Annotated in this window: 18 protein-coding genes; 7 read left to right on the top strand and 11 right to left on the bottom strand. The window is 59.6% G+C overall.

Annotation, left to right across the window (positions count from 1 at the left end; all coding sequences use genetic code 11):
* Window positions 1–165 precede the first annotated feature (165 nt).
* The 3 genes from ACT3UQ_RS02085 (at window position 166) to ACT3UQ_RS02075 (ending at window position 2,034) form a co-directional block, all read left to right on the top strand.
* The gene (locus tag ACT3UQ_RS02085; protein WP_444636424.1) at window positions 166–663 is read left to right on the top strand and encodes a GNAT family N-acetyltransferase; all 498 of its coding nucleotides are present in this window, start codon (window positions 166–168) and stop codon (window positions 661–663) included.
* A gap of 330 nt (window positions 664–993) precedes the next feature.
* The gene (locus tag ACT3UQ_RS02080; protein ID WP_096283055.1) at window positions 994–1,404 is read left to right on the top strand and encodes a RidA family protein; all 411 of its coding nucleotides are present in this window, start codon (window positions 994–996) and stop codon (window positions 1,402–1,404) included.
* Window positions 1,405–1,458: 54 nt separating this feature from the next.
* Window positions 1,459–2,034 (top strand): GNAT family N-acetyltransferase, encoded by a 576-nt coding sequence (locus tag ACT3UQ_RS02075; RefSeq protein WP_217990326.1) that lies wholly within the window; start codon window positions 1,459–1,461, stop codon window positions 2,032–2,034.
* A gap of 167 nt (window positions 2,035–2,201) precedes the next feature.
* Here ACT3UQ_RS02075 and ACT3UQ_RS02070 read toward each other — a convergent pair whose 3' ends face one another.
* The 7 genes from ACT3UQ_RS02070 to ACT3UQ_RS02040 form a co-directional block, all read right to left on the bottom strand.
* Window positions 2,202–5,216 carry a Tn3 family transposase gene (locus ACT3UQ_RS02070; protein WP_193058690.1) on the bottom strand — a complete coding sequence of 1,005 codons (3,015 nt, stop codon included), beginning with the start codon at window positions 5,214–5,216 and terminating at the stop codon, window positions 2,202–2,204.
* A 208-nt stretch (window positions 5,217–5,424) separates the two neighbouring features.
* On the bottom strand, window positions 5,425–6,225 hold the full coding sequence (locus ACT3UQ_RS02065; protein WP_444636423.1) for a GntR family transcriptional regulator: 801 nt from the start codon (window positions 6,223–6,225) through the stop codon (window positions 5,425–5,427).
* Window positions 6,226–6,291: 66 nt separating this feature from the next.
* On the bottom strand, window positions 6,292–6,693 hold the full coding sequence (locus ACT3UQ_RS02060) for a cytochrome c oxidase subunit 4 (protein WP_444636422.1): 402 nt from the start codon (window positions 6,691–6,693) through the stop codon (window positions 6,292–6,294).
* Window positions 6,694–6,695: 2 nt separating this feature from the next.
* Window positions 6,696–8,414 carry an aa3-type cytochrome oxidase subunit I gene (gene ctaD / locus ACT3UQ_RS02055; RefSeq protein ID WP_096284690.1) on the bottom strand — a complete coding sequence of 573 codons (1,719 nt, stop codon included), beginning with the start codon at window positions 8,412–8,414 and terminating at the stop codon, window positions 6,696–6,698.
* Between the two features lie 5 nt (window positions 8,415–8,419).
* The gene (ctaC, locus tag ACT3UQ_RS02050) at window positions 8,420–9,310 is read right to left on the bottom strand and encodes an aa3-type cytochrome oxidase subunit II (RefSeq protein ID WP_096284692.1); all 891 of its coding nucleotides are present in this window, start codon (window positions 9,308–9,310) and stop codon (window positions 8,420–8,422) included.
* A 213-nt stretch (window positions 9,311–9,523) separates the two neighbouring features.
* Window positions 9,524–9,898 (bottom strand): HesB/IscA family protein, encoded by a 375-nt coding sequence (locus ACT3UQ_RS02045; RefSeq protein WP_096284694.1) that lies wholly within the window; start codon window positions 9,896–9,898, stop codon window positions 9,524–9,526.
* Between the two features lie 134 nt (window positions 9,899–10,032).
* Complete coding sequence (locus ACT3UQ_RS02040) at window positions 10,033–11,442, bottom strand: dipeptidase (protein WP_096284696.1); 1,410 nt, start codon at window positions 11,440–11,442, stop codon at window positions 10,033–10,035.
* 69 nt (window positions 11,443–11,511) lie between these two features.
* Here ACT3UQ_RS02040 and ACT3UQ_RS02035 point away from each other — a divergent pair, with 69 nt between their 5' ends.
* Entirely contained in the window at window positions 11,512–12,105 is a 594-nt protein-coding gene (locus ACT3UQ_RS02035) for a DUF3043 domain-containing protein (RefSeq protein ID WP_096284698.1), read from the top strand.
* 373 nt (window positions 12,106–12,478) lie between these two features.
* Here ACT3UQ_RS02035 and ACT3UQ_RS02030 read toward each other — a convergent pair whose 3' ends face one another.
* Complete coding sequence (locus tag ACT3UQ_RS02030) at window positions 12,479–13,543, bottom strand: quinone-dependent dihydroorotate dehydrogenase (RefSeq protein ID WP_096284700.1); 1,065 nt, start codon at window positions 13,541–13,543, stop codon at window positions 12,479–12,481.
* Window positions 13,544–13,604: 61 nt separating this feature from the next.
* On the opposite strand from ACT3UQ_RS02030, the gene ACT3UQ_RS02025 reads away from it, so the two are divergent.
* Window positions 13,605–14,642, top strand: coding sequence for an alpha/beta hydrolase (locus tag ACT3UQ_RS02025; protein ID WP_176484118.1), 1,038 nt, complete (start codon window positions 13,605–13,607; stop codon window positions 14,640–14,642).
* Here ACT3UQ_RS02025 and ACT3UQ_RS02020 read toward each other — a convergent pair.
* From ACT3UQ_RS02020 to leuA, 3 genes are all read right to left on the bottom strand, one after another.
* Window positions 14,639–15,445 carry an isoprenyl transferase gene (locus ACT3UQ_RS02020; protein WP_096284704.1) on the bottom strand — a complete coding sequence of 269 codons (807 nt, stop codon included), beginning with the start codon at window positions 15,443–15,445 and terminating at the stop codon, window positions 14,639–14,641. The two genes, ACT3UQ_RS02025 and ACT3UQ_RS02020, sit on opposite strands and share 4 nt — an antisense overlap.
* Window positions 15,442–16,191 carry a DNA repair protein RecO gene (gene recO / locus ACT3UQ_RS02015; protein WP_096284706.1) on the bottom strand — a complete coding sequence of 250 codons (750 nt, stop codon included), beginning with the start codon at window positions 16,189–16,191 and terminating at the stop codon, window positions 15,442–15,444. Before recO ends, ACT3UQ_RS02020 begins: the two co-directional genes overlap by 4 nt.
* 93 nt (window positions 16,192–16,284) lie before the next feature.
* The gene (leuA, locus tag ACT3UQ_RS02010; RefSeq protein ID WP_096284708.1) at window positions 16,285–18,024 is read right to left on the bottom strand and encodes a 2-isopropylmalate synthase; all 1,740 of its coding nucleotides are present in this window, start codon (window positions 18,022–18,024) and stop codon (window positions 16,285–16,287) included.
* A gap of 221 nt (window positions 18,025–18,245) precedes the next feature.
* Here leuA and ACT3UQ_RS02005 point away from each other — a divergent pair, with 221 nt between their 5' ends.
* Both ACT3UQ_RS02005 and ACT3UQ_RS02000 read left to right on the top strand, forming a co-directional pair.
* A complete protein-coding gene (locus ACT3UQ_RS02005; protein ID WP_444636421.1) occupies window positions 18,246–19,541 on the top strand; it encodes an FAD-dependent oxidoreductase in 1,296 nt (431 codons plus the stop codon).
* 92 nt (window positions 19,542–19,633) lie between these two features.
* Complete coding sequence (locus tag ACT3UQ_RS02000; protein WP_444615653.1) at window positions 19,634–20,209, top strand: DUF4396 domain-containing protein; 576 nt, start codon at window positions 19,634–19,636, stop codon at window positions 20,207–20,209.
* Window positions 20,210–20,236 lie beyond the last annotated feature (27 nt).

The following is a 20,236-nucleotide window of genomic DNA, read 5'->3' as shown; positions in this document are numbered from 1 at the left end:
TCTTACGGGACACTTCCATCGAAGGTCACTTGAGCCTCTTCAACAACTCAAAAGTATTGGAAAATTTTCTGTAGCCCATTGATCTTTTCGGTGCTAGATTCGAATCATGTTCCATTCATAAAGTTTTCTCGCAACTAGTTCAGAAGACCTACGAATGGATTTGTCATGCCCTCCGACGTTTTACAAGCTGTTCTTCAGCACGCAGATTTCACTCCCGCCGTTTCTTCGTACGCAGATATCTGCCATGCAGAATCATCATCCTCGGCAGCACTAGCTGATGCGTATTTCGCAGCATACCCACCTGGCATTGCGGCCGGAACTCTTGAAGAAGCGCAATCCGAGATGGAAGAAACCTTCGCTCACGAGTATGGGCAGCTCCTCGAAAATGCTTCTTTTGTCGCAATGCAACAGGGAACGCCGATTGGGGCGATCTTTGTTGTCAAGGAGTCGATCTGGGATGAAGACTTACTCGGCCCATTCATCATCGATCTTTTTGTTGATCCTCGGCATCAGGGGCATGGACTGGGCCGCACCTTGATTACCGCTGCCATGTCTGCGTGTAAGAAGCATGGCGCGGACACGCTGAGTCTCCGGATCGGTGATGGAACTTCCGGTGCTGCGCTGGAGCTATATAAGCGACTCGGGTTCCTCGAATTGGCCTAACCGAATAGCGGTGGTGTCATGCGTCGGATAAACGAGGCATGACACCACCATAAGCTTCCATGCAGTGATTGCCTCAACATGCCCGGTCAAGGTTCCTCAAGCGGGCGCGTTCCCAGGAGACTTCGGCGGACCATACACAGGCAATATCTTTCGGACACAGGTTCAGATTGGCAGTCAAAGATTAGTGACAGATTCTCCGTTTTTGATCCGTGAAATTTTAGCGGCTACATGAAATCGTTCGGTCGGCACGGAACTGACTTTCCGCGGCGGCAATCGTTCCCTCAGATAGGCTGGGAATCTATCAGAAGCCGAGACACTTAGAGGACAAGCATGCAACAACCTACGGTCACGCTTATTCGATCTGAAGCCCTTTCCGATGTCGCTGAGTACGCTTACGCGGCGACTGCTCCCAGCGATGCGCGTCTTATCTTCTTGGCGGGATCCTGCCCGTTGAACCAGGACGGATCGACCGCTGGGGTCGGCGACTACCGCGTACAAGCCGCTAAGGCTTTCGAGAACATGTGTATCGCCTTGGAAACGGCAGGTGCGGGCGTAGAAAACGTCATCAGCACACGTGTCCTTGTGGCATCCTCAGACCAGGCAGATCTTGTTGCCGCATGGGAAGTAATTCGTGCGGCCTTCGGTGACCACGACGTTCCCAGCACATTGATGGGTGTTACTGTTCTCGGCTATACGAACCAGCTTGTAGAAATTGAAGCAGTCGCAGCTGTCATTGACTAAGCATCCTAACGCTCCGTCAGGATGCTGTAGCGATCAAATCGGAGGATCCTAAATTTGCAGGAGCCAGTAATACCGCTAGGTGAATTTGCGCGGCTGAAACAGCCGATTCTGGAAGTCGATGATTTGGTAATGCGGCCTTGGGAACTCGCAGACGTTCCCGTGGTGGTGGAGGCTTACCAAGACCCGGCGATCATACAGTGGCATGGAAAAACCATGACCACCGACGATGCTAAAAAATGGGTGCTCCACTGGCCTTCCCGCTGGCAAGATGAGTCCGGTGCGGGCTGGTCAATATCTCGCGACGGGGAAACGATCGGACAGATCAGTCTACGGCGCATCGATCTGGCTAATGGTGCAGGCGAACTTTCCTACTGGGTTCTCCCTCAGGGACGCGGAGCAAATGTGGCGCCTAGGGGGCTACGCGAGCTGTCTACTTGGGCGTTCGATATGGCGCACTTCCACAGGCTTGAACTTGCACATTCCGTCAACAACCCTGCCTCATGCATAGTTGCGCACAAGAGCGGATATCTAACGGAAGGTATCAAGCGTCAACAGGTGCTACATGCTGATGGTTGGCACGATATGCATTGTCACGCGCGTCTAGCATCAGATCGGATCGCCGTAATCTGACTTCACCTGAATATTCACCATCCCCGTTTAGGATTTCACAAAAGCGAATAATGATGTCGATGAAATTCAAACGTCTAAGCCCAGGCTAAATTCATACGCGCTCAATCAGGCGTCCCGCAGAGGGTTCCCCTCGCGGGCCGGTAGATGTCAGCGCTGTATTGCTTCGTTCAGGCTTCCCGGTCCTCGTCGGGGTTCCTGAAAGGTCGAAGTTGCGTGCCGGTGGAGTCCGCGGCGAAAGAGTAGCGACCCAGCATGTTGATGTGTTCCGAGACCAGCGGCGACAGTCGTTGTACGTCCTCGTCGGCAACGGGGACGCCGCGGTCGCGGAGTTCGGTGAGCGCGGCGTCCAGGTAGCGGGTGTTCCACAAGATGACCGCGTTCAGCACCAGACCGAGTGCGCCAAGTTGGTCTTCCTGGCCCTCCCGGTAGGACTGGCGTATCTGGCCTCTCCTGCCATGAAAGACGAGTCTGGCCAGCGCATGTCTGGATTCCTGCACAGTCAACTGGGTGTGGATTTGCCGACGATAACCCTCGTCGGCATCGATGAAGTCCAGCAGATGCTCGGTCTTGGCTATTCTGCCGTACTCCGCCAACGCCTTTCCGAGCAGAGTTGGTGTCCCACCGCCCTGGGTGACCCGCAGGATTTCCGAGGCGCGCACCGTCCCGGCGGTCAAGGACCCGGCAAGGCGAAGCATGTCCGGCCAGTTCGCCGTAATGAGCTCCATGTTGATTCGGTTGCGGCCGGCCACCGCGTTCAGCTTCCCATAGTCCGCCGTGGCGTCGACGCGCCAGAACCGTTGGTCCGGTAACCCTGCCAGGCGGGGTGAGAACCGGTATCCGAGCAGGGTGAAGAGCCCGAAAACCTGGTCCGAGTAGGAGGCCGTATCGGTGGCGACCATTTCGGGGCGTTGGCCGCCATCAAGATCGAGCAGCCCATCCAAAATATGCAGGGAATCGCGGACCGTTCCCGGGACCACGACGGCACCCAGCCCGGAGACCTGGTCGTTGAGATAGTTCAGCCAAGTCAATCCACGACCGTGGCCAAAGTACCGGGGATTTGCCCCGGAATTGACGGTGGCCACCGGCACCACGAACCGCATTCCGTCGACTGACGCCAACAAGCCTGTGCCCCAGCGTTGCGCGAGTCCCAGACCGGACTGGGCCTGGATTAGACGGGCGTTGGCCGCGCGAAGCGTATCGGCGCGTACATAGTTTTGATCTACGTGCGTCAGGCGTCCCCGAGTCAGTGCGGGGTGGCCTTCCTTGACCACCGGTGTCAGGCCGACGTTGCATGCCTCGGCAACCAGGATGGCGGCGACCGAAACGCTGAGCTGGCCCATCCTTGCGGAGGCCTCCGAGACGTGGCTGAATTCCGAGAGGAACCCCGTCCAGGAATGCACTTCCAGCAGCACATCGGGCAGGTCCACCCGCGGCAGCATCCCGGAGACCAACCTCCGCAACTGCGTCAGTGACTCCGGTATCGTCTTGGCCTCCAAAGGTGAGAGGTGGACTTTGCCGGAATCATCAATGCGTATCGCGGGATTGTCGGCCAGTTGCTCGGCCGCCGCAAGATAACGGGCATCAAGGCGGTGGCGAACATCGGCCAGGTGGTCCGCTGGCTCTTCCGGCAGCTGGAGCGCCCTCAAGGTCTCAGTCTTGGTTTTCTGCCACGCCGGATCGGTGAGCAACCGCGCCCGGGGATCTCCCCAGCGACGCCCACCCACCACGAAAATGTCCCTACGCCGCAGCGCCTTATGGACGGCCTCCATCACCGCCACCGTATAGGCCTTGCGGTCGATCTCCTCCGCAACCGTGACAAGACGCTGCCAAGCCGGCGAGAGCACGGACAGATCAACCTCGGCCGGGTCCTTTTTGCGGCCGTCCAGAACTTCCGGCAGCGCCGTCAGCGCCGCCAACGTTGGCGTCCCGCCCGCGGTGGCCCCGAAGGGTGCCGCCGCGGCCAACGCCGGCAGGAACGAGCGCACGGTGGCGAACCGGCGCATCATCTCGGTTGCAGTGTCCGCCCCGGTTCCGTCGGGATTCACCACTTCGTTCACCACCTCCAGCGCGGCGCGTATCTCGGGCAAGGAAACCTGATCGGCCAGCACCGAGGCGGCCTCTGCGCCGGAATACTCCGTGTTGTCCAACACCTCGACCAGTGTTTTCGCGGCCTTCGCCAATTGCAGTGAGGCCTTGGACAAGCGTGGCAGGGATTTCAACCGGGCGGCACTGGATTCCCTGGCTGCCTTGCGAAGAACGCGTTCGGTGACAATGGCGTCCAAGGCATCACACAAATCATCGGCAACTTCTGACGTCAAGGCGCGCACGGCACAGAGCAGTGTCGCACCCCGCCGCTGGTCTGATAGTTCTCGAAGCGATGAGGTCTTGCCCGCCAACCCGTAGCGGGCTAGGGCATTCATCCGACCCTCGGGGATCATCTCCACATCGATGGACCCGGCACCCAGTGCCCGCAAGCGACCCAGCCGCTCCAACTGCCGCAACAACTCTGGCACCGATACCCTCGAGGGCCCGGTCCGCAATCTTTCCCACGCGGTCAGCCGTGATCCCTCCCCAACGCGAAGCAGGCCTTCCAATTCCAGGATCAAGGCGGGGCCGGCCGCGTCAACCAGCATGGAATGGAGGCGGTCATTTGCTCCGGCACGGACCTCTATAACCAGTCGTGTCAACGTAGAGACGCCGGGGAGAAGGACCTTGCGTTCACGCAGCCAGAGCACCGTCCGTTCAAACAGACGCACCGGTCCCTCCGACGACGTCCAGGCCCGGGCCTCCAGGAACAGCCTCAGCTCCGCGTGGCTGGCCGAATCGGAGAAATCCGCATACCCGTACACGATGGAAATTTCCGCGGCATGCTCATACCCGGTCTGTCCCCGCTGCGCATACAGCTTGAGCACGGAAGCATCCGCAATATCCAACTGCCCGGCCAGGAATTCCACCACCGGCCACGGAACAGCCAATGGATCCGTCAGGAACCGTCCTGCCACCCGCACCGTGATCAGTTGGACAGCAAATCCCAGGCGATTGTGCATTCCCCGACGGCGACCAACTACCGACAGGTCTGCATCGTCCAACCAACAGAAACGTTCCAGGTCCTCCGCCGATACCTCGTCGGGGAATCCGCCGAACCCTGCTGCCTGCTCATCACTTAGAAAATCGACCGCCATGGAACCCATTCAACAGGCCTCAGACTCTTTAGCGTGAATTTCCGTACCGATCTTCCTCAGACCCCAATCTCGCAGAACAATAAAGCAGGAGCGAATGCATGATTTTTGATTCGGTAGTCAGCGCAGGAGAGCTACGGCGCTGAGGGCGGTCGGAAGCAATTAGGCAATGGTGGAACACTCGCCAGAGCCGCTGTGCGCGCTTCTAAGGCTAGAAGTTCTCCGTGTAGCGGGGTGTGCGCGTTCCGAGCCGTTGCAGCGGCACAAAGAGCTTGTATCGATCCGAGCGGTACAGCGAAACCGAATAGTCGGCAAGACGCTCGCCAATGTAGGCATATCGGGTGATCTGCAGAAGTGGGAAGCCAGGTTCAACACCGAGCAGCAACGCTTGTGCGCTGCTTGCGGCGGTGCTTTCGACCTGGTCTTCGCCCCATTCCAGCAAGATGCCGTAGCGCTCGTGGAGCGCCTGATAGAGCTTGGATGGCGGCGGACCGTCGGTGAAGCCTGGCACCAGGTCCGCGGGCATGTAGTTCTCATCGAGGCTCATGGGGGTGCCGTCCGCAAGCAGCAGACGCTTGAAGCGGATCACCGCCGTGCCCTCGTCAACTATGAGCTGCGCGCTGAGGTAGGCGGATGCCTTGAGTTCGTCGAATTCCAGCACGCGTGCGTCGGGCACCATGCCGCGGCGCATCATATCTTCGGAATACGAGTGCAGCCGTACGCGAAGGTCCATTTTTTCCGGGACCACGAAGGTGCCGATGCCGACCACGCGTTTGAGTACCTGCTCATCGACCAGGGCATCAATTGCCTGGCGGATGGTCTTTCGCGCCACGCCAAAGTGAGCGGCCAGCTCACGCTCGGGCGGTAGCTTATAACCTGGCTTGCAGGCCTCGCGGGCATGCGTCTTCAGAATGTCACGGATCTGGCGATACTTGCTCGTCTTACTCTGTGCATCGAGTGTGGCGGTAACGGCTGGCGTCGGCGAGTAGCGCACGAGGATCTCCTTTGACACGGTGGTGCTGCTTAAAATACTAACGGGGTGACAAGTAAAAACTTGTCACCCCGTTAAGAGAACTACTTAGTGGGCGTGATCGCCGCGGCTGTATTCGTAAACCCAGCCAACTAGTGCGACTACGGCTAGGCCTGCTCCAATGTAGAAGACCCACCATCCAACGGCCAAGCCGAGGAAGCCAATTGCTGCGGCACCGGCAAGTACCAGTGGCCACCAGCTCCATGGCGAGAACAGACCGAGGTCTCCGGCGTTCTCGTGGATTTCGCCATCAATGCGGTCCTCGGGACGAGCACCAACACGCTTGGCGGTGAAGAACAGGTAACCGCCGACCATGGCCGACAAACCGGTGAGCATGAGCAGAGCCAGCAGGCCTACCCATTCGTTCCAGTTGGTCATGTAGCCATAGACAACTGCCACTGGGGTGAAGAAGAAGATTCCACCCAGGAAAAGCCAGGATTCAACTTTCATCTTTACAGGTCCTTCTGGTCAGCCGGTCCGAAGATCTTTGCGGCACCAGCAGTAGGAGTGGAACGGCCACTCAGTTCTGGGTGGTGCAGATCCAGCGCTGGGCGCTCGGAACGGATTCGTGGGATCGAGTGGAAGTTGTGACGTGGTGGAGGGCAAGAGGTTGCCCACTCCAGCGATGCGCCGAAGCCCCATGGATCGTCAACTTCAACCTTCTTGCCATTGCGGTGGGTGACCCACACGTTCCAGAAGAACGGAATCATCGACATGCCCAAGATGAAGGCGAACACGGTCGAAACCTGGTTCATGGCGGTGAAGCCATCTTCTGGCATGTAGTCAGCGTAACGACGTGGCATACCCATAACGCCCAGCCAGTGCTGGATGAGGAAGGTTCCGTGGAAGCCGATGAACAGCAGCCAGAAGTGGATCTTGCCAAGGCGCTCGTTGAGCATCTTGCCGGTCCACTTTGGCCACCAGAAGTAGAAGCCGGCGAACATTGCGAACACCACGGTACCGAAGACCACGTAGTGGAAGTGTGCCACCACGAAGTAGGTATCAGAAACGTGGAAGTCAAGCGATGGAGCGGAAAGGATGATACCGGTCAGTCCACCGAACAAGAAGGTGATCAGGAAGCCGATGCTCCACAGCATTGGAGTTTCGAAGGTAATCGAACCTCGCCACAGGGTACCGATCCAGTTGAAGAACTTCACGCCGGTCGGCACCGCGATCAGCATCGTCATGAAGCCGAAGAACGGCAGCATCACGGAACCGGTCACGTACATGTGGTGAGCCCAAACGGAGACCGACAGAGCTGCAATGGAGATGGTCGCGAAAACCAGACCCTTGTAGCCGAAGATCGGCTTACGGCTGAAGACCGGGAAGATCTCCGAAACGATACCGAAGAACGGCAACGCAATAATGTAGACCTCTGGGTGACCGAAGAACCAGAACAGGTGCTGCCAGAGAACGGCGCCACCATTATCCGGGTCGAAGATATGTGCCCCGAAGCGGCGATCTGCACCCAAGGCGAACAGCGCAGCTGCCAGCGGTGGGAAGGCCATCAGGACCAAGATCGAGGTGATCAAGGTATTCCACGCGAAGATCGACATGCGCCACATGGTCATGCCAGGAGCACGCAAGCAGATGATGGTGGTGATGAAGTTGACGGCGCCAAGGATGGTACCGAAGCCCGACAGTGCAAGGCCGAAGACCCAAAGGTCTCCACCGATGCCTGGCGAGAAGGTGGTGTTCGACAATGGTGCGTAAGCGAACCAACCGAAGCTAGCGGCACCCTGAGGGGTGAGGTAGCCAGCCAGGGCGATAGTCGAGCCCAAGGAGAAGAACCAGAAGGCCAATGCGTTCAGACGTGGGAAGGCCACATCCGGGGAACCGATCTGCAGTGGCATCATCACGTTGGCAAAACCTGCGAAGAGCGGGGTTGCGAACATCAGAAGCATGACGGTGCCGTGCATGGTGAACAGCTGGTTGTACTGTTCCTTGGTCTGCAGGATCTGCATACCTGGCTCGAACAGTTCCGCACGAATCAGCAGCGCCATGACGCCACCGATGCAGAACATGATGAACGAGGTGATCAGGTACATGTACCCGATCTTCTTGTGGTCGGTCGAAGTAATGTAGTCGACAAAGAGTCGACCCTTTGACTTCGGCACGACGGATGGGGCAATCGACTTGACGTCGTCGGTAGCATACTCAAACGTAGTCATAGCGATTACTCTCCTTCCTCTGCGTGACCGTGCTCCACAACGATGGAGTTGACCTTGTTAGGCTGACGGTCGTATTCCTCACCAATGTGGCCATCTTCCAGCTTGGCAAGTTCAGCCTTGAACTCTGCGTCGCTAACGACCGCAACGTTGAAGAGCATCTCCGAGTGGTACTCGCCGCAAAGCTCGGCGCACTTGCCATCGAAGTTACCCTCAACCTGTGGGGTCAGGTAGATGTAGTTGGTCTTGCCTGGAATCATGTCCAGCTTCTGAAGGAATGCTGGAACCCAGAACGAGTGGATAACATCGCGGCTGTTAAGCTCGAGCGTTACCGACTTACCTGCAGGCAGGTACAAGGTAGGCAGTGATTCCTTCACGCCAGCCGAGCCGTCCTTGTTCAGGTGAGCCTGTTCGCCAGCGAAGTACTTCTCCTGGCCCTGGTAGCTGTAGTTGAAGTCCCACGACCACTGCTTCGCGCGGACGTCTACGACGACCTCGGAATCCACAGGTGCGTTGATTGACTTCTCAACAGTGTTATTGAAGCTAAAGAAGACCAAAACAAGGACCAAAGGAATGGCCGTGTAGAAGATCTCCAATGGCAGGTTGTAGCTCAGCTGACGTGGGTAACCAGTATCGGTCTTACGGCGACGGTAAGCCACGACGCACCAAAGCATCAGACCCCAGGTCAGAATTCCGATAATGATCACGGCGATCCAAGAGTGAACCCATAGATCCTGGATTGCTCCAGTGTGGTTCGTGGTATCGCGCTCCACATTTGGGAGCCAACCGCGTTTAGCCTCCGCTGTACATCCCGTCAGCAGCAATGCGCCGGCGCCAACCAAGGCAATAACTTTTGCCTTGGCGGATCCGAGACTGCCGGTTCGGTGTTGCGAACTCACAGACGGCCCTTCCTCTTTGTTGGTGCAGAATGTGGTCTTCATAAGTCACCTCGCGGCTAAACGAGTTGCACGGTGAGGTGGCTCACGAAGGGAAACATAGTTTTACTACTTAATGTAGAGCTTACCCTCTTCGACCCCAGAATACCGAAAAACGCCGCCGTTCTAACGAGAAATTTCTTCAACGTTTGAACGGCGGCGTTAGTTCCCTAAGGCCTAGTGGAAGGAATCTCCACAGGCACAGGAGCCGGAGGCTGCAGGGTTATCAATGGTGAAGCCCTGCTTTGAAATTGTGTCTTCGAAATCGATCGAAGCGCCGGAGAGATACGGCACGCTCATCTTGTCGACGATGACCTCTACGCCGTCGAAGTCACGCAGCGCGTCACCCTCGAGCATGCGCTCGTCAAAGTAGAGCTGGTAAATCAGGCCCGAGCAGCCGCCAGGCTGAACGGCGATACGCAAACGAAGGTCGTCACGGCCTTCCTGCTCCAGAAGTGAACGCACCTTCTGCGCAGCCACGTCGGAAATTTCTACCTCGTGGGTTGGTAGCTCGGTTGAGTCACCCTTGGTCTGGTCAACTGCTGCAGTCATGATTTTCCTCCCATACTGCTTGGTGTGACACCGTCGGCCCGAATATCTTCAGGTTATATGGCGCCTTTTCTTGATTCAATACTACGTCGCGGTCGCTGAAAATGCTCTCAGAACTTCTCCTTGTATGACGCGGTTCACAGGCCTTCGGAATTAATCCGCGCCAACAGCAAGGCTTCTGCGACAATCGCCTTCTGGAAGTCCCCAATGTGAAGCGACTCATTAGCCGAGTGCGCCCGCGAGTCGGGGTCTTCCACGCCGGTCACCAGGATCTGGGCCTGCGGGAATACGTCGAGCAGATCTGCAATGAACGGAATCGATCCACCCAGGCCCATGCTGACCGGCTCAACTCCCCACGACTGCTCCAGGGCCCAGCGTGCGGTGCCATTAGCCGAAGCTTCAAGATCCGCCTGATAGGCGCTACCTGCTTCGGTAGCCACAAACTGCACCTCGGCACCACGCAGGTCCACGGAGTTCACATGAGCTTCCAGCGAGGCCAAGGCCTGGCTTGGTTCCTGCCCTGGAGCCAAACGCATCGATACCTTGAAGCGCGTTTGCGGGATCAGGGTATTGGACGAGCGATCAACACTAGGCATATCCATTCCAATGACACTGAGCGCTGGTTTATTCCACAAGCGGTCCGTGATCTTGCCCGTGCCTGCCAGTTGAACGGATTCAAGCACCGAGCTGTCGCGGCGGAACTCGGACTCATCGAAGTCAACCTCGGCGATATCGTTCGCCACCAAACCGGGCACGGCAACCGAACCATTTTCATCATGGAATGACGCAATGAGTTTCGCTGCAAGAACCGGTGCGTCGAGCACCGGGCCGCCAAACATGCCCGAGTGAACTGCGTGCCCCAGCGAGCGCACGGTGATTTCCGCGGCCGCCATGCCGCGCAGCGAGCTGGTCAGGGCGGGAGTTCCCACGGCCCAGTTAGAGGAGTCGGCCACTACGATAACGTCGGCGGCGAGCTTGTCCTGATGCGCCTCCAGGAAGTTCCTGAAGGACGGCGAACCAGCCTCTTCTTCACCCTCGAAGAAGTAAGTGACGCCGACACCAAAATCCGCCACGGAATCCAGCACCGCGCGCAGGGAAGCAATGTGCACCATGATGCCCGCTTTATCGTCCGCGGCACCGCGGCCATAGAGCCGCTCCCCCACCTTCGTGGCTTCAAAGGCCGGAGTGTTCCAGTCTTCTTCGTTGCCAGGAGGCTGCACATCGTGATGCGCGTAGAGCAGGACGGTTGGCTTGCCAGGCTGGGCCATGCGGCGAGCCACCACCGCCGGTGCGCCCATGACGCCATCCGCGGCTGGCTCGCGCAGAATCTCAACGCTCTCCATGCCAGCGTCACGCGCCAGCGCGGCCACGGCCTGAGCGCTTTCTTCCAGATTGGCCGGATCGAAGGATTCCCAAGCGACGCCAGGGATGGCTACCAGCGAACCGAGCTCTTTGAGGATCTTCTCAAAGTTCTTCTCGATATGACTTTTCAGGGCAGTGACATCGACGCCATGGTTCGAGGCGACGACTGAAGAATTATTTGTCATGACTTCAGCCTAGCAATGACCTAGGTTGCTAATGTCACTGTGCCGCAAACAACCCGGTAGGATAGGGGCGTGTTTGGACGTAAAAAAGATGACTCTCAATCCCCCGCAAATGAGGAGCCGACTGCACTGGCTCCCGAATCAACTGACGGCCGCAAGACTGGCCCGACCCCTAAGCGCAGCGCGCAGCAAGCCAGCCGCCAGCGCCCACTAGTGCCTACCGATCGCAAGGCAGCCAAGGAAGCCGATCGTCAACGACGCATCGAAGCCCAGAACCGCTTGCGCATCGCTAATGAGACCGGTGACGAACGCTACCTGATGCCTCGCGACAAGGGTCCGCAGAAGCGCTATGCCCGTAACTTCATCGACTCGCGCTGGATGTTCAGCGAATTCATGATGTTCGTAATCTTCGCATTCCTGATCTTGTCGTTGACGTTCAATCAGAACCTCTCGGTACAGATGTACGTGCAGGGTGCCCTGTGGGTTGTCATCGCCCTGGTGATCATCGAATTGATCGTCACTACGGTGCTGCTCAAGCGCCGCTTGGTCGCTAAATTCGGCTCCATGGATCGTGGAATCCGCATGTACGCGGCGATGCGCGGCATGCAGTTCCGCAAGCTGCGCCTGCCGAAGCCGCAGATTAAGCGCGGCGCCGACATCGACTAGTTTCATTGTCCAAATCTTCTAGGGCGGATTCCTTATGGAATCCGCCCTTCTTTTATGTCGTTCAGCCCCGCATAAAGCGAGGCCTTTCACAAAATAGAAATCTTGTGAATCGCTTTACAAGGTTATAAAAGTCGAAAGCCTGTGCCACCACTGCTGCATCACATTTGCCCTTGTAAACGGGTTTACCAGCCCTTTGCGAGTATCCACAAGGTTTGGATTTGGTAACAGATGGTGCCGATGAGCACGGCCGCATTGGGCTGGCCAGCTTCTCCCCCAGCGTTGGGCGGTTTTTCATGCGGGAAATGGCACCCAGAGACAGCGAAGCTCCCGAAACGGTATTTCGGGAGCTTCAGACCGATCCTTCGACAGCAGATTACCGGCGGCTAGCTAGTTCCTTGTTGATGGCGCGTGCCCAGAACGGACCCTCATAGAGGAACGCGGTGTACCCCTGAACGAGATCGGCGCCCGCAGCGAGCCGTGTCTCGACGTCGGCGGCGTTCTCCACGCCGCCGACGGAAATGATGGCCATCTTCGAGGGGACCAATTCACGTAGCTGGCGAAGCACTTCCAGCGAGCGTTCTTTCAACGGAGCACCGGACAAACCACCGGCGCCGATTTCTTCGACCTTGGCGGCATCGCTGGACAAGTCTTCGCGTCCAATCGTCGTATTGGTGGCGATAATCCCGTCCAGGCCTAGCTCGGTAGCCAACGTCGCGACATCGACGAGATCTTCATCGCTCAAATCCGGTGCGATCTTCACCAATAGCGGGATGTGGCGGCCGGAGACCTGATCGGCCAACTGCCCGACTTCGCTGAGCAGCGGTCGCAGCGACTCAACGCTTTGCAACAGGCGCAGGCCCGGAGTGTTCGGGCTGGAAACATTGACCACCAAATAATCCGCATGGTTGGCCAGCTGACGCGTGGACTGCAGGTAATCGCCCACCGCATCGTCAAGTTCGACCAACTTGGTCTTGCCAATGTTCACTCCGATGACCGGGCGGGTGCCGGCATAGTCGGACTTGAGCCGCTGACGTGCGGTGGCGACGCGGGCGGCGACGACCTCGGCTCCTTCATTGTTGAAGCCCATGCGGTTGATCACCGCACGGTCATCAACAAGACGGAAAAGCCGTGGCAAGGGGTTGCCCGGCTGGGCCTGACCGGTCACGGTACCGATTTCGACATGGCCGAAACCGATGTCGCTCAGCGCCAAAATACCGGTGGCCCCCTTATCAAACCCGGCTGCCAGGCCGAATGGTGATGGAAAATCTATCCCCATCACGGTTCGCTGGAGTTTCGGATCGGGGGCAAAAAACTTTCGGGCTGCCTTGGTCAATCCCACACGTTGCATGAGCTTGATGGCGTCAAAGGCGAAGTAATGGGCCTTTTCAGGATCCATCTTGGTGAAAACATGCTTGAAGACCAGGGGATAAATGCGCATGGTTACTAGTTTCTCGTGAAGTTCCCGATTCAGACAACTTGCGGTCGGTATGCTTCAACATATGAAGGTCTCATCGAATTTACCTAGCGGGCAGTGGCCGGACTTCACCACCACGACCAACCCAGGGCAATGGGTGGCAGATCCGCTAGGCGAGGGCTTCGAATATACGACCTTGGACTTCGGTACCGATTCCGAGGGGCCGGCAGTGGGCACGCTCGTGCGCTACAAGCCCGCCGGTTGGCGCAACCGCCTACCGAGAAAGTTCAACGGGGTGGTGCTCAGCGTCCACGGGTGGAGCGACTACTTCTTCAACCGCGAACTTGCCGAATTCTGGCATCAGCGTGGATACCATTTCTACGCTTTGGATCTGCGGCGCTACGGGCGCAGTCTTCGGGCCGAACACGAAATTCCAGGCTTCGTCGATGACCTCGCGGTATATGACCAGGAACTAGAAGCCGCCATGGACCTGCTCGGCACGGCCCATCCCGACCTGCCGATCATCGGGCAGGGGCACTCGCAAGGCGGGCTGATCCTTAGCCTGTGGGTGGCACGCACCGGCCCGCGCATCCAGGCCCTGGTGCTCAATGCGCCGTGGCTCGAATTTCAAGGCACCGCATTTTTGCGCGTTCCGATGCATGGAATTCTCGAAGCGATCGGCCGCACCAATGGCCGGCGTAAATTGGCACTGCCGGAATTTGACCACTATTGGAATTCTTTGAGCGATCAAGGCGTCGGGGAATGGGACATCCATCGGCTATGGCGGCCGCGGCTGGCATTCCAGCCGACTACCGCTTGGATGAAAACCATTCTCGACGGACACGCCACCGTCGCCAAGGGACTGAACCTGACGCAACCTATATTTGTGATCAGTTCTGACGCTTCGCATTTCAGCACCAGCTATTCGCCGGCAATGCAGAGCACCGACTCGGTGATTGACATACACCAGATCCGATTGCGTGCCTTGAAGTTGGGAAGTTTCGTGACGCTCGCGCAAATCCACGGGGCCATGCATGACGTCTTCACCTCGGCAGAGCCTGCCAGGGCCGCCGCCTACCGCGATCTGGCGCTGTGGCTTCGGCTCCTCGACCGGCCGCGCTAATTCTTCGGCTTATCCACTGCCCCGCCGTAACGTCGATCGCGTTGCGCAAATTGCTCGACGGCGGTGAATAACGTCCTGCGGTCCACATCTGGCCAAAGCTGATCGAGGAAGACCATTTCCGCGTAGGCCGACTGCCACAACAGGAAGTTGCTGGTGCGCTGCTCGCCGCTGGTACGCAGGAAAAGATCTACGTCCGGAAGCTCTGGGGCGTAGAGGTATTTGCCGAGAGTTTTCTCCCCCACCGCCGAGGCCTTCAGCTTCCCGGCTGCGACGTCCTTGGCAATCGCGGACAGCGCATCGCCAATCTCGGCGCGGCCGCCGTAGTTCACGCACATGGTCAGCTGGCAACCGAGATTACCTTCGGTTAGCTCCTCGGCCGCACGAAGCTCGTTGACCACCGATTTCCACAGGCGCGGTTCACGCCCGGACCAGCGGATCCGCACACCCCAAGAATTCAAGGTATCGCGCTGGCGGCGCAGCACATCGCGGGAGAACCCCATGAGGAAGCGCACCTCTTCCGGGCTGCGTTTCCAGTTTTCCGTGGAGAACGCGTAGACGGAGACGTGCTTGATGCCCAGCTGCACGGCGCCGGCCATGACATCGAGCAACGCGGCCTCCCCGGCCCGGTGCCCTTCGGTACGCGGCAGGCCGCGCTGGTTCGCCCAGCGCCCGTTGCCGTCCATGACGATCGCGATATGCTCGGGGATCAGCGCCGCCGGAATGCTTGGCATCACCGGGTTATCCGGGTGCGGGTATGGGGCGACCGGACCTGGACGGCCGGTGATGGGGCGAAGCTTGCTCATGTTCTCTCCACGTGTCTTAATGACTTCACGGCACGTTCCAGGTGCCATTGCAGGTAACTGGCAACGATATCCGCTGCCTGCTTTTTCGCTCGAGGTCCCCCCTGGGCGACCGTGTCCCAGTCGCCGGTCAGCAGGGCTTGCAGGTACCCGATGGTGATCGGATGCGGGGCGAGCGATCCCGCTGGCCGGCAGGCGGGGCAAACCACCCCGCCCAGGTGCACATTCAGTGCCTCATGCGGCCCCGCTGCACCGCAGCGCACGCAATCGGTGAACGAGGGGGCCCAGCCGGCAATGGACAGAGCGCGAAGAATATAGGAATCCAGCACGGCTCCGTCATCAACCCGATGCTTGGAGAGCAACGCGATCGCACCATGCAATAACAGATACTGCTTATTGGTCGAATCGGCATCTGCTTCAAGCAGCTTCTCGGCAATTTCAACCATGGCGGTGGCTACCGTGTAGCTCGCATAGTCGGTGACCAGCTGCTGGCCGTAGGGGGTGCGCAGCTGTGCCTGGGAGACGACGTCGAGATTTCGTCCCATCACGATCAGCGCATCAACCTCCATAAACGGCTCGAGCGTGGCGCCGAGGCGCGAAGAGGTGCGCCGTACGCCTTTGGCGACGGCGCGGACCAAGCCCGTGGGGGTGATCAGCGTAATGATGCGGTCCGCTTCGCCAAGTTTATGGGTGCGCAACACCAGACCGCGGGTGCGGTAGCTGCGCGAGGCGAATCCGGAACGTGACACATCCCCAATTCTCCCACCTCAACCGCGCAGGACTAAAAACGCCACGGGGCGCAACCGAAGTTGTGCCCCGTGGCGTTCAGCATCTTCCAGCGGTTAGGCGGCGTCGCGGATTGCCCGGTTGACTGCCGAAATGACCGCCTTCAGCGCGGCGATGTTGGTGTTGGTGTCCAAACCGATCCCCCAGAGGATGCGATCTCCCACGGCGCATTCGACGAATGCCGCGGCGCGGGCGTTGCCGCCTTCGCTCATGGCGTGTTCGCTGTAGTCCAGCACGCGCAGGTCCACTCCGTCATCGTTGAGCAGCTTCACCAAGGCCGACAGCGGACCGTTGCCCTGGGCGCTGCGCTCGTGGGCGACGCCGTCGACGATCAGCTTGACGTCCAGCTGGAAGCTGCCGTCTTCGGCGGAGGCCGCGGTCGCCGAGGCGATCTCGTAGTAGCCCCAGGCATTCAGCCCGGAGTCCTCGCTGACCGGCAGGTACTCATCCTGGAAGACGTTCCAGATGGTGGACGAGGAAACCTCGCCGCCTTCGGTTTCGGTCTTCTTCTGGATAACCCCGGAGAACTCGATCTGCGCACGGCGTGGCAGATCCAAGTTGTAGTCGTTCTTCAGCAGGTAGGCCACTCCGCCCTTGCCGGACTGCGAATTCACGCGGATCACCGCTTCGTAGGAGCGGCCGATGTCCTTCGGATCGATCGGCAGGTACGGAACCGCCCAAACCATATCGTTCAGTTCCTTGCCGGCAGCCGAGGCCTTGACCTCCATGGCTTCCAGGCCCTTCTTGATGGCGTCCTGGTGCGATCCGGAGAAGGCGGTGAAGACCAGGTCGCCGCCGTACGGGCTGCGTTCTGCCACTGGCAGCTGGTTGCAGTACTCGACGGTGCGGCGGATGTGGTCCATGTCCGAGAAGTCGATCTGCGGGTCGATGCCCTGGCCGAACATGTTCATGCCCAAGGTCACCAGGTCGACGTTGCCGGTGCGTTCGCCATTGCCGAACAGGCAGCCTTCGATGCGGTCCGCGCCGGCCAGGTAGCCCAGCTCCGCGGCCGCGACTCCGGTGCCGCGGTCGTTGTGCGGGTGCAGCGAGAGGATGATCGAATCGCGGTTGGCCAGGTTGCGGTGCATCCACTCGATGGAGTCCGCATAGACGTTGGGGGTGGCCATTTCGACGGTGGCAGGCAGGTTCAAGATCATCTTGTTTTCCGGAGTCGCCTCCAGCACCTCGGCCACGGCCTCGGAAATGCGCTTGGCGAAGGCCAGCTCGGTGCCGGTGTAGGACTCTGGCGAGTACTCGTAGGTGATCTTGGTGCCGGTCAGCTGTTCTTCGTACTTCTTGCACATCCGCGCGCCCTGCACCGCGATGTCCACGATGCCGTCCTCGTCCTGGCGGAAGACGACTTCGCGCTGCAGCACCGAGGTGGAGTTGTACAGGTGGACGATGGCCTGCTTGGCGCCTTCCAGCGCCTCATAGGTGCGCTCGATCAGGTGCTCGCGGGACTGCGTGAGCACCTGGATGGTCACGTCATCCGGGATGCCGCGCTCGATGAGCTGGCGGACGAAGTCGAAGTCGGTCTGCGAGGCGGAAGGGAAGCCCACCTCGATTTCCTTGAAGCCCATTTCCACCAGCAGGTCGAACATCTTGTGCTTGCGCTCGGGGCTCATCGGGTCGATCAGTGCCTGGTTTCCATCACGCAGGTCAACCGCGCACCAGCGCGGGGCGGTGGTGATGTACTTATCTGGCCAGGTGCGATCGGGCAGGTTGACTTCGATCTGGTCCTGGAAGGGAACATACTTGTGGATTGGCATGTTCGAAGATTTTTGCATGTTCTGCATTTCGGTGTATCCCCTAGACAATGTTGGTGCTTAGTTGTGTGGGGCCAGACAAGAGCTACTCCGCGGCGAGAAGGTCGGCCGAATAGACCACTAACGGTCTCTTGGATCCTCGCAGCGGCAGATTAGAAGTAGAAGCTCGAAATGCACTTTTTGAGCATAACACCGCTTTGAACTGCGACGGGATTTGCTACTCAATTGTGTCAAATAGTGGACATCGGCCGGTGGAAGCGATCTTCGGGATCGGCTCGATGGCCATGGACAGCTCGGGGCAAACGTGCGAACAATGGGATTTCAGGCCCGGTTGCACGCGGGCCCGGGCGGTGGAGCTGAGGGAAGGGCTACGGATGAAGGCGATCATCATCGGAGCGGGAATTGCCGGGCTTGTGGCGGCGCGCCAGCTCGGGTTGGCCGGCTGGCAGGTGCTGGTGCTTGAACGCTCTAAGGAGCCGCGCCCCGAGGGCTACCTGATGGACTTCTTCGGCCCCGGCCTGCGCGCCGCCGAACGCATTGGGCTCTACCCCTATCTGACTGAGGTTGCCTACCGGGTGCAGGCCGCCGAATACGTTGACGCGAAGGGCCGGCGCACCGCAAGCCTGGATTACCAGAAGTTCTCGGACCTGGCAGGCGGGCGAGTGCTTACGCTCTTGCGCCCGGATATGGAAGGTGCGGCGCGCAAGGCCTTGCAGGATGTTGCCCCGGGCCGAGTGAGCATCCGCTACGGCGCGCGGGTTGAGCGGATCGAAACGACGGATGCTCGGGTACAGGTGCAGCTTGCAGGCCAAGAGCATCCGGAATCCGGGGAGCTCCTGGTAGGTGCCGACGGGATCCATTCAATGGTCCGGGCCGCGGTCTTCGGACCCGAAGAAGACTACCTGCGGCCCTTGGGGATGCGGGCGGCGGCCTTCATCGTTGAAGAGCCACAGCTGAATCGGGAGTTCAAGAACCGTTTGGTGCTCAGCGATACGGTCAACCGCACCGCCGGGATCTACGGGCTGCGTTCCACCGAGGTTGCCGCCTTCCTGGTGTATCGCCAACCGGAAGACGCGACGCCCAGCGATCCCCGGCAGCGGCTGCGCAAGGCCTTCGCCGGAGTTGATGGACGGGTGGATCGGCTTCTTCGGCTATGCCCGGAGCATCCCTACGACGATGCCGTAGCGCAGGTGGTCATGCCCGGCTGGCACCGCGGTCCGGTGGTGCTGCTCGGAGATGCGGCGGCCGCGGTATCGCTGCTTGCCGGTCAGGGCGGCTCCATGGCCATTGCCGGCGCCGCAGCCCTCGGCGAGGCCTTGGCCGCAGTCACCGAACCGGCGCGGCTGCCGAACGCGCTGGCCGGCTATGAACGGGCCATGCGTCCGGTCATCGCCACCGCGCAGGCCTCGGGGCGGCGTGCGGCGAATACCTTCCTGCCGAAGAACAAGCTGCAGCTGCTGGTGCGCCGTTGGATCGTTCGGGCAACCCATCTGCCCGGAGCAGACCGGCTGGTGGCCAAGCAGATCCTCAAGCGCATCGCCACATAGCGTGGGCACGTAGCCGGCCACGGTGCCGGCGGTATGATGCTGAACAACCGCGGAAGGCTAGCCGATTCCTGAAAGCACCCGGAAGGAGATCCATGGAACACGATACGAACGGTGAGCACGCCGGGCACGGCGCCGGGCATGACATGTCGTCGATGGCGGTGGGCGCAACGCTGCACTGCCTGACCGGTTGCGCCATCGGGGAAATCATCGGGCTGCTGGTGGGCACCGCGGCCGGATGGGCAAACCTGCCGACGGTGGCGCTGTCCATCTCGTTGGCCTTCCTCTTCGGCTACGCACTGTCGGCCATCCCGCTGGTGCGCGGCGGCATCGCCCTGTCCGCCGCCCTGGGCCTGGTCCTCGCCGCCGACACCCTGTCCATCGTGACGATGGAGATCGTGGATAACCTCGTCATGCTGCTCATTCCCGGAGCCATGGACTCCGGGGTCCTCAACCCCGTTTTCTGGGTTGCCATGGCCCTCGCCCTGACCGTCGCCTTCTTCGTCGCCTGGCCGGTGAACCGGGCCCAGCTGCGCCGCGGCAAGGGGCACGCGGTAACCCACCAGGCACTGGGCGGAGGCGCGGGCATGGACAACCGGCCGCTGGCCATCGGCGTCGGCGCTTTTCTGCTCGGCGGCTTCGTCGCCTCGCTCGGCACGCTGCTGCACTGAACCCTTTTGCGCCGCGGGCGGAGGTGG

The sequence above is a fragment of the Glutamicibacter sp. AOP12-B1-11 genome, assembly GCF_052379245.1.
Lineage (GTDB): Bacteria > Actinomycetota > Actinomycetes > Actinomycetales > Micrococcaceae > Glutamicibacter.
The sequence above is the reverse complement of the archived record's forward strand: the minus strand, read 5'-3'. Positions and strand labels throughout refer to the sequence as shown.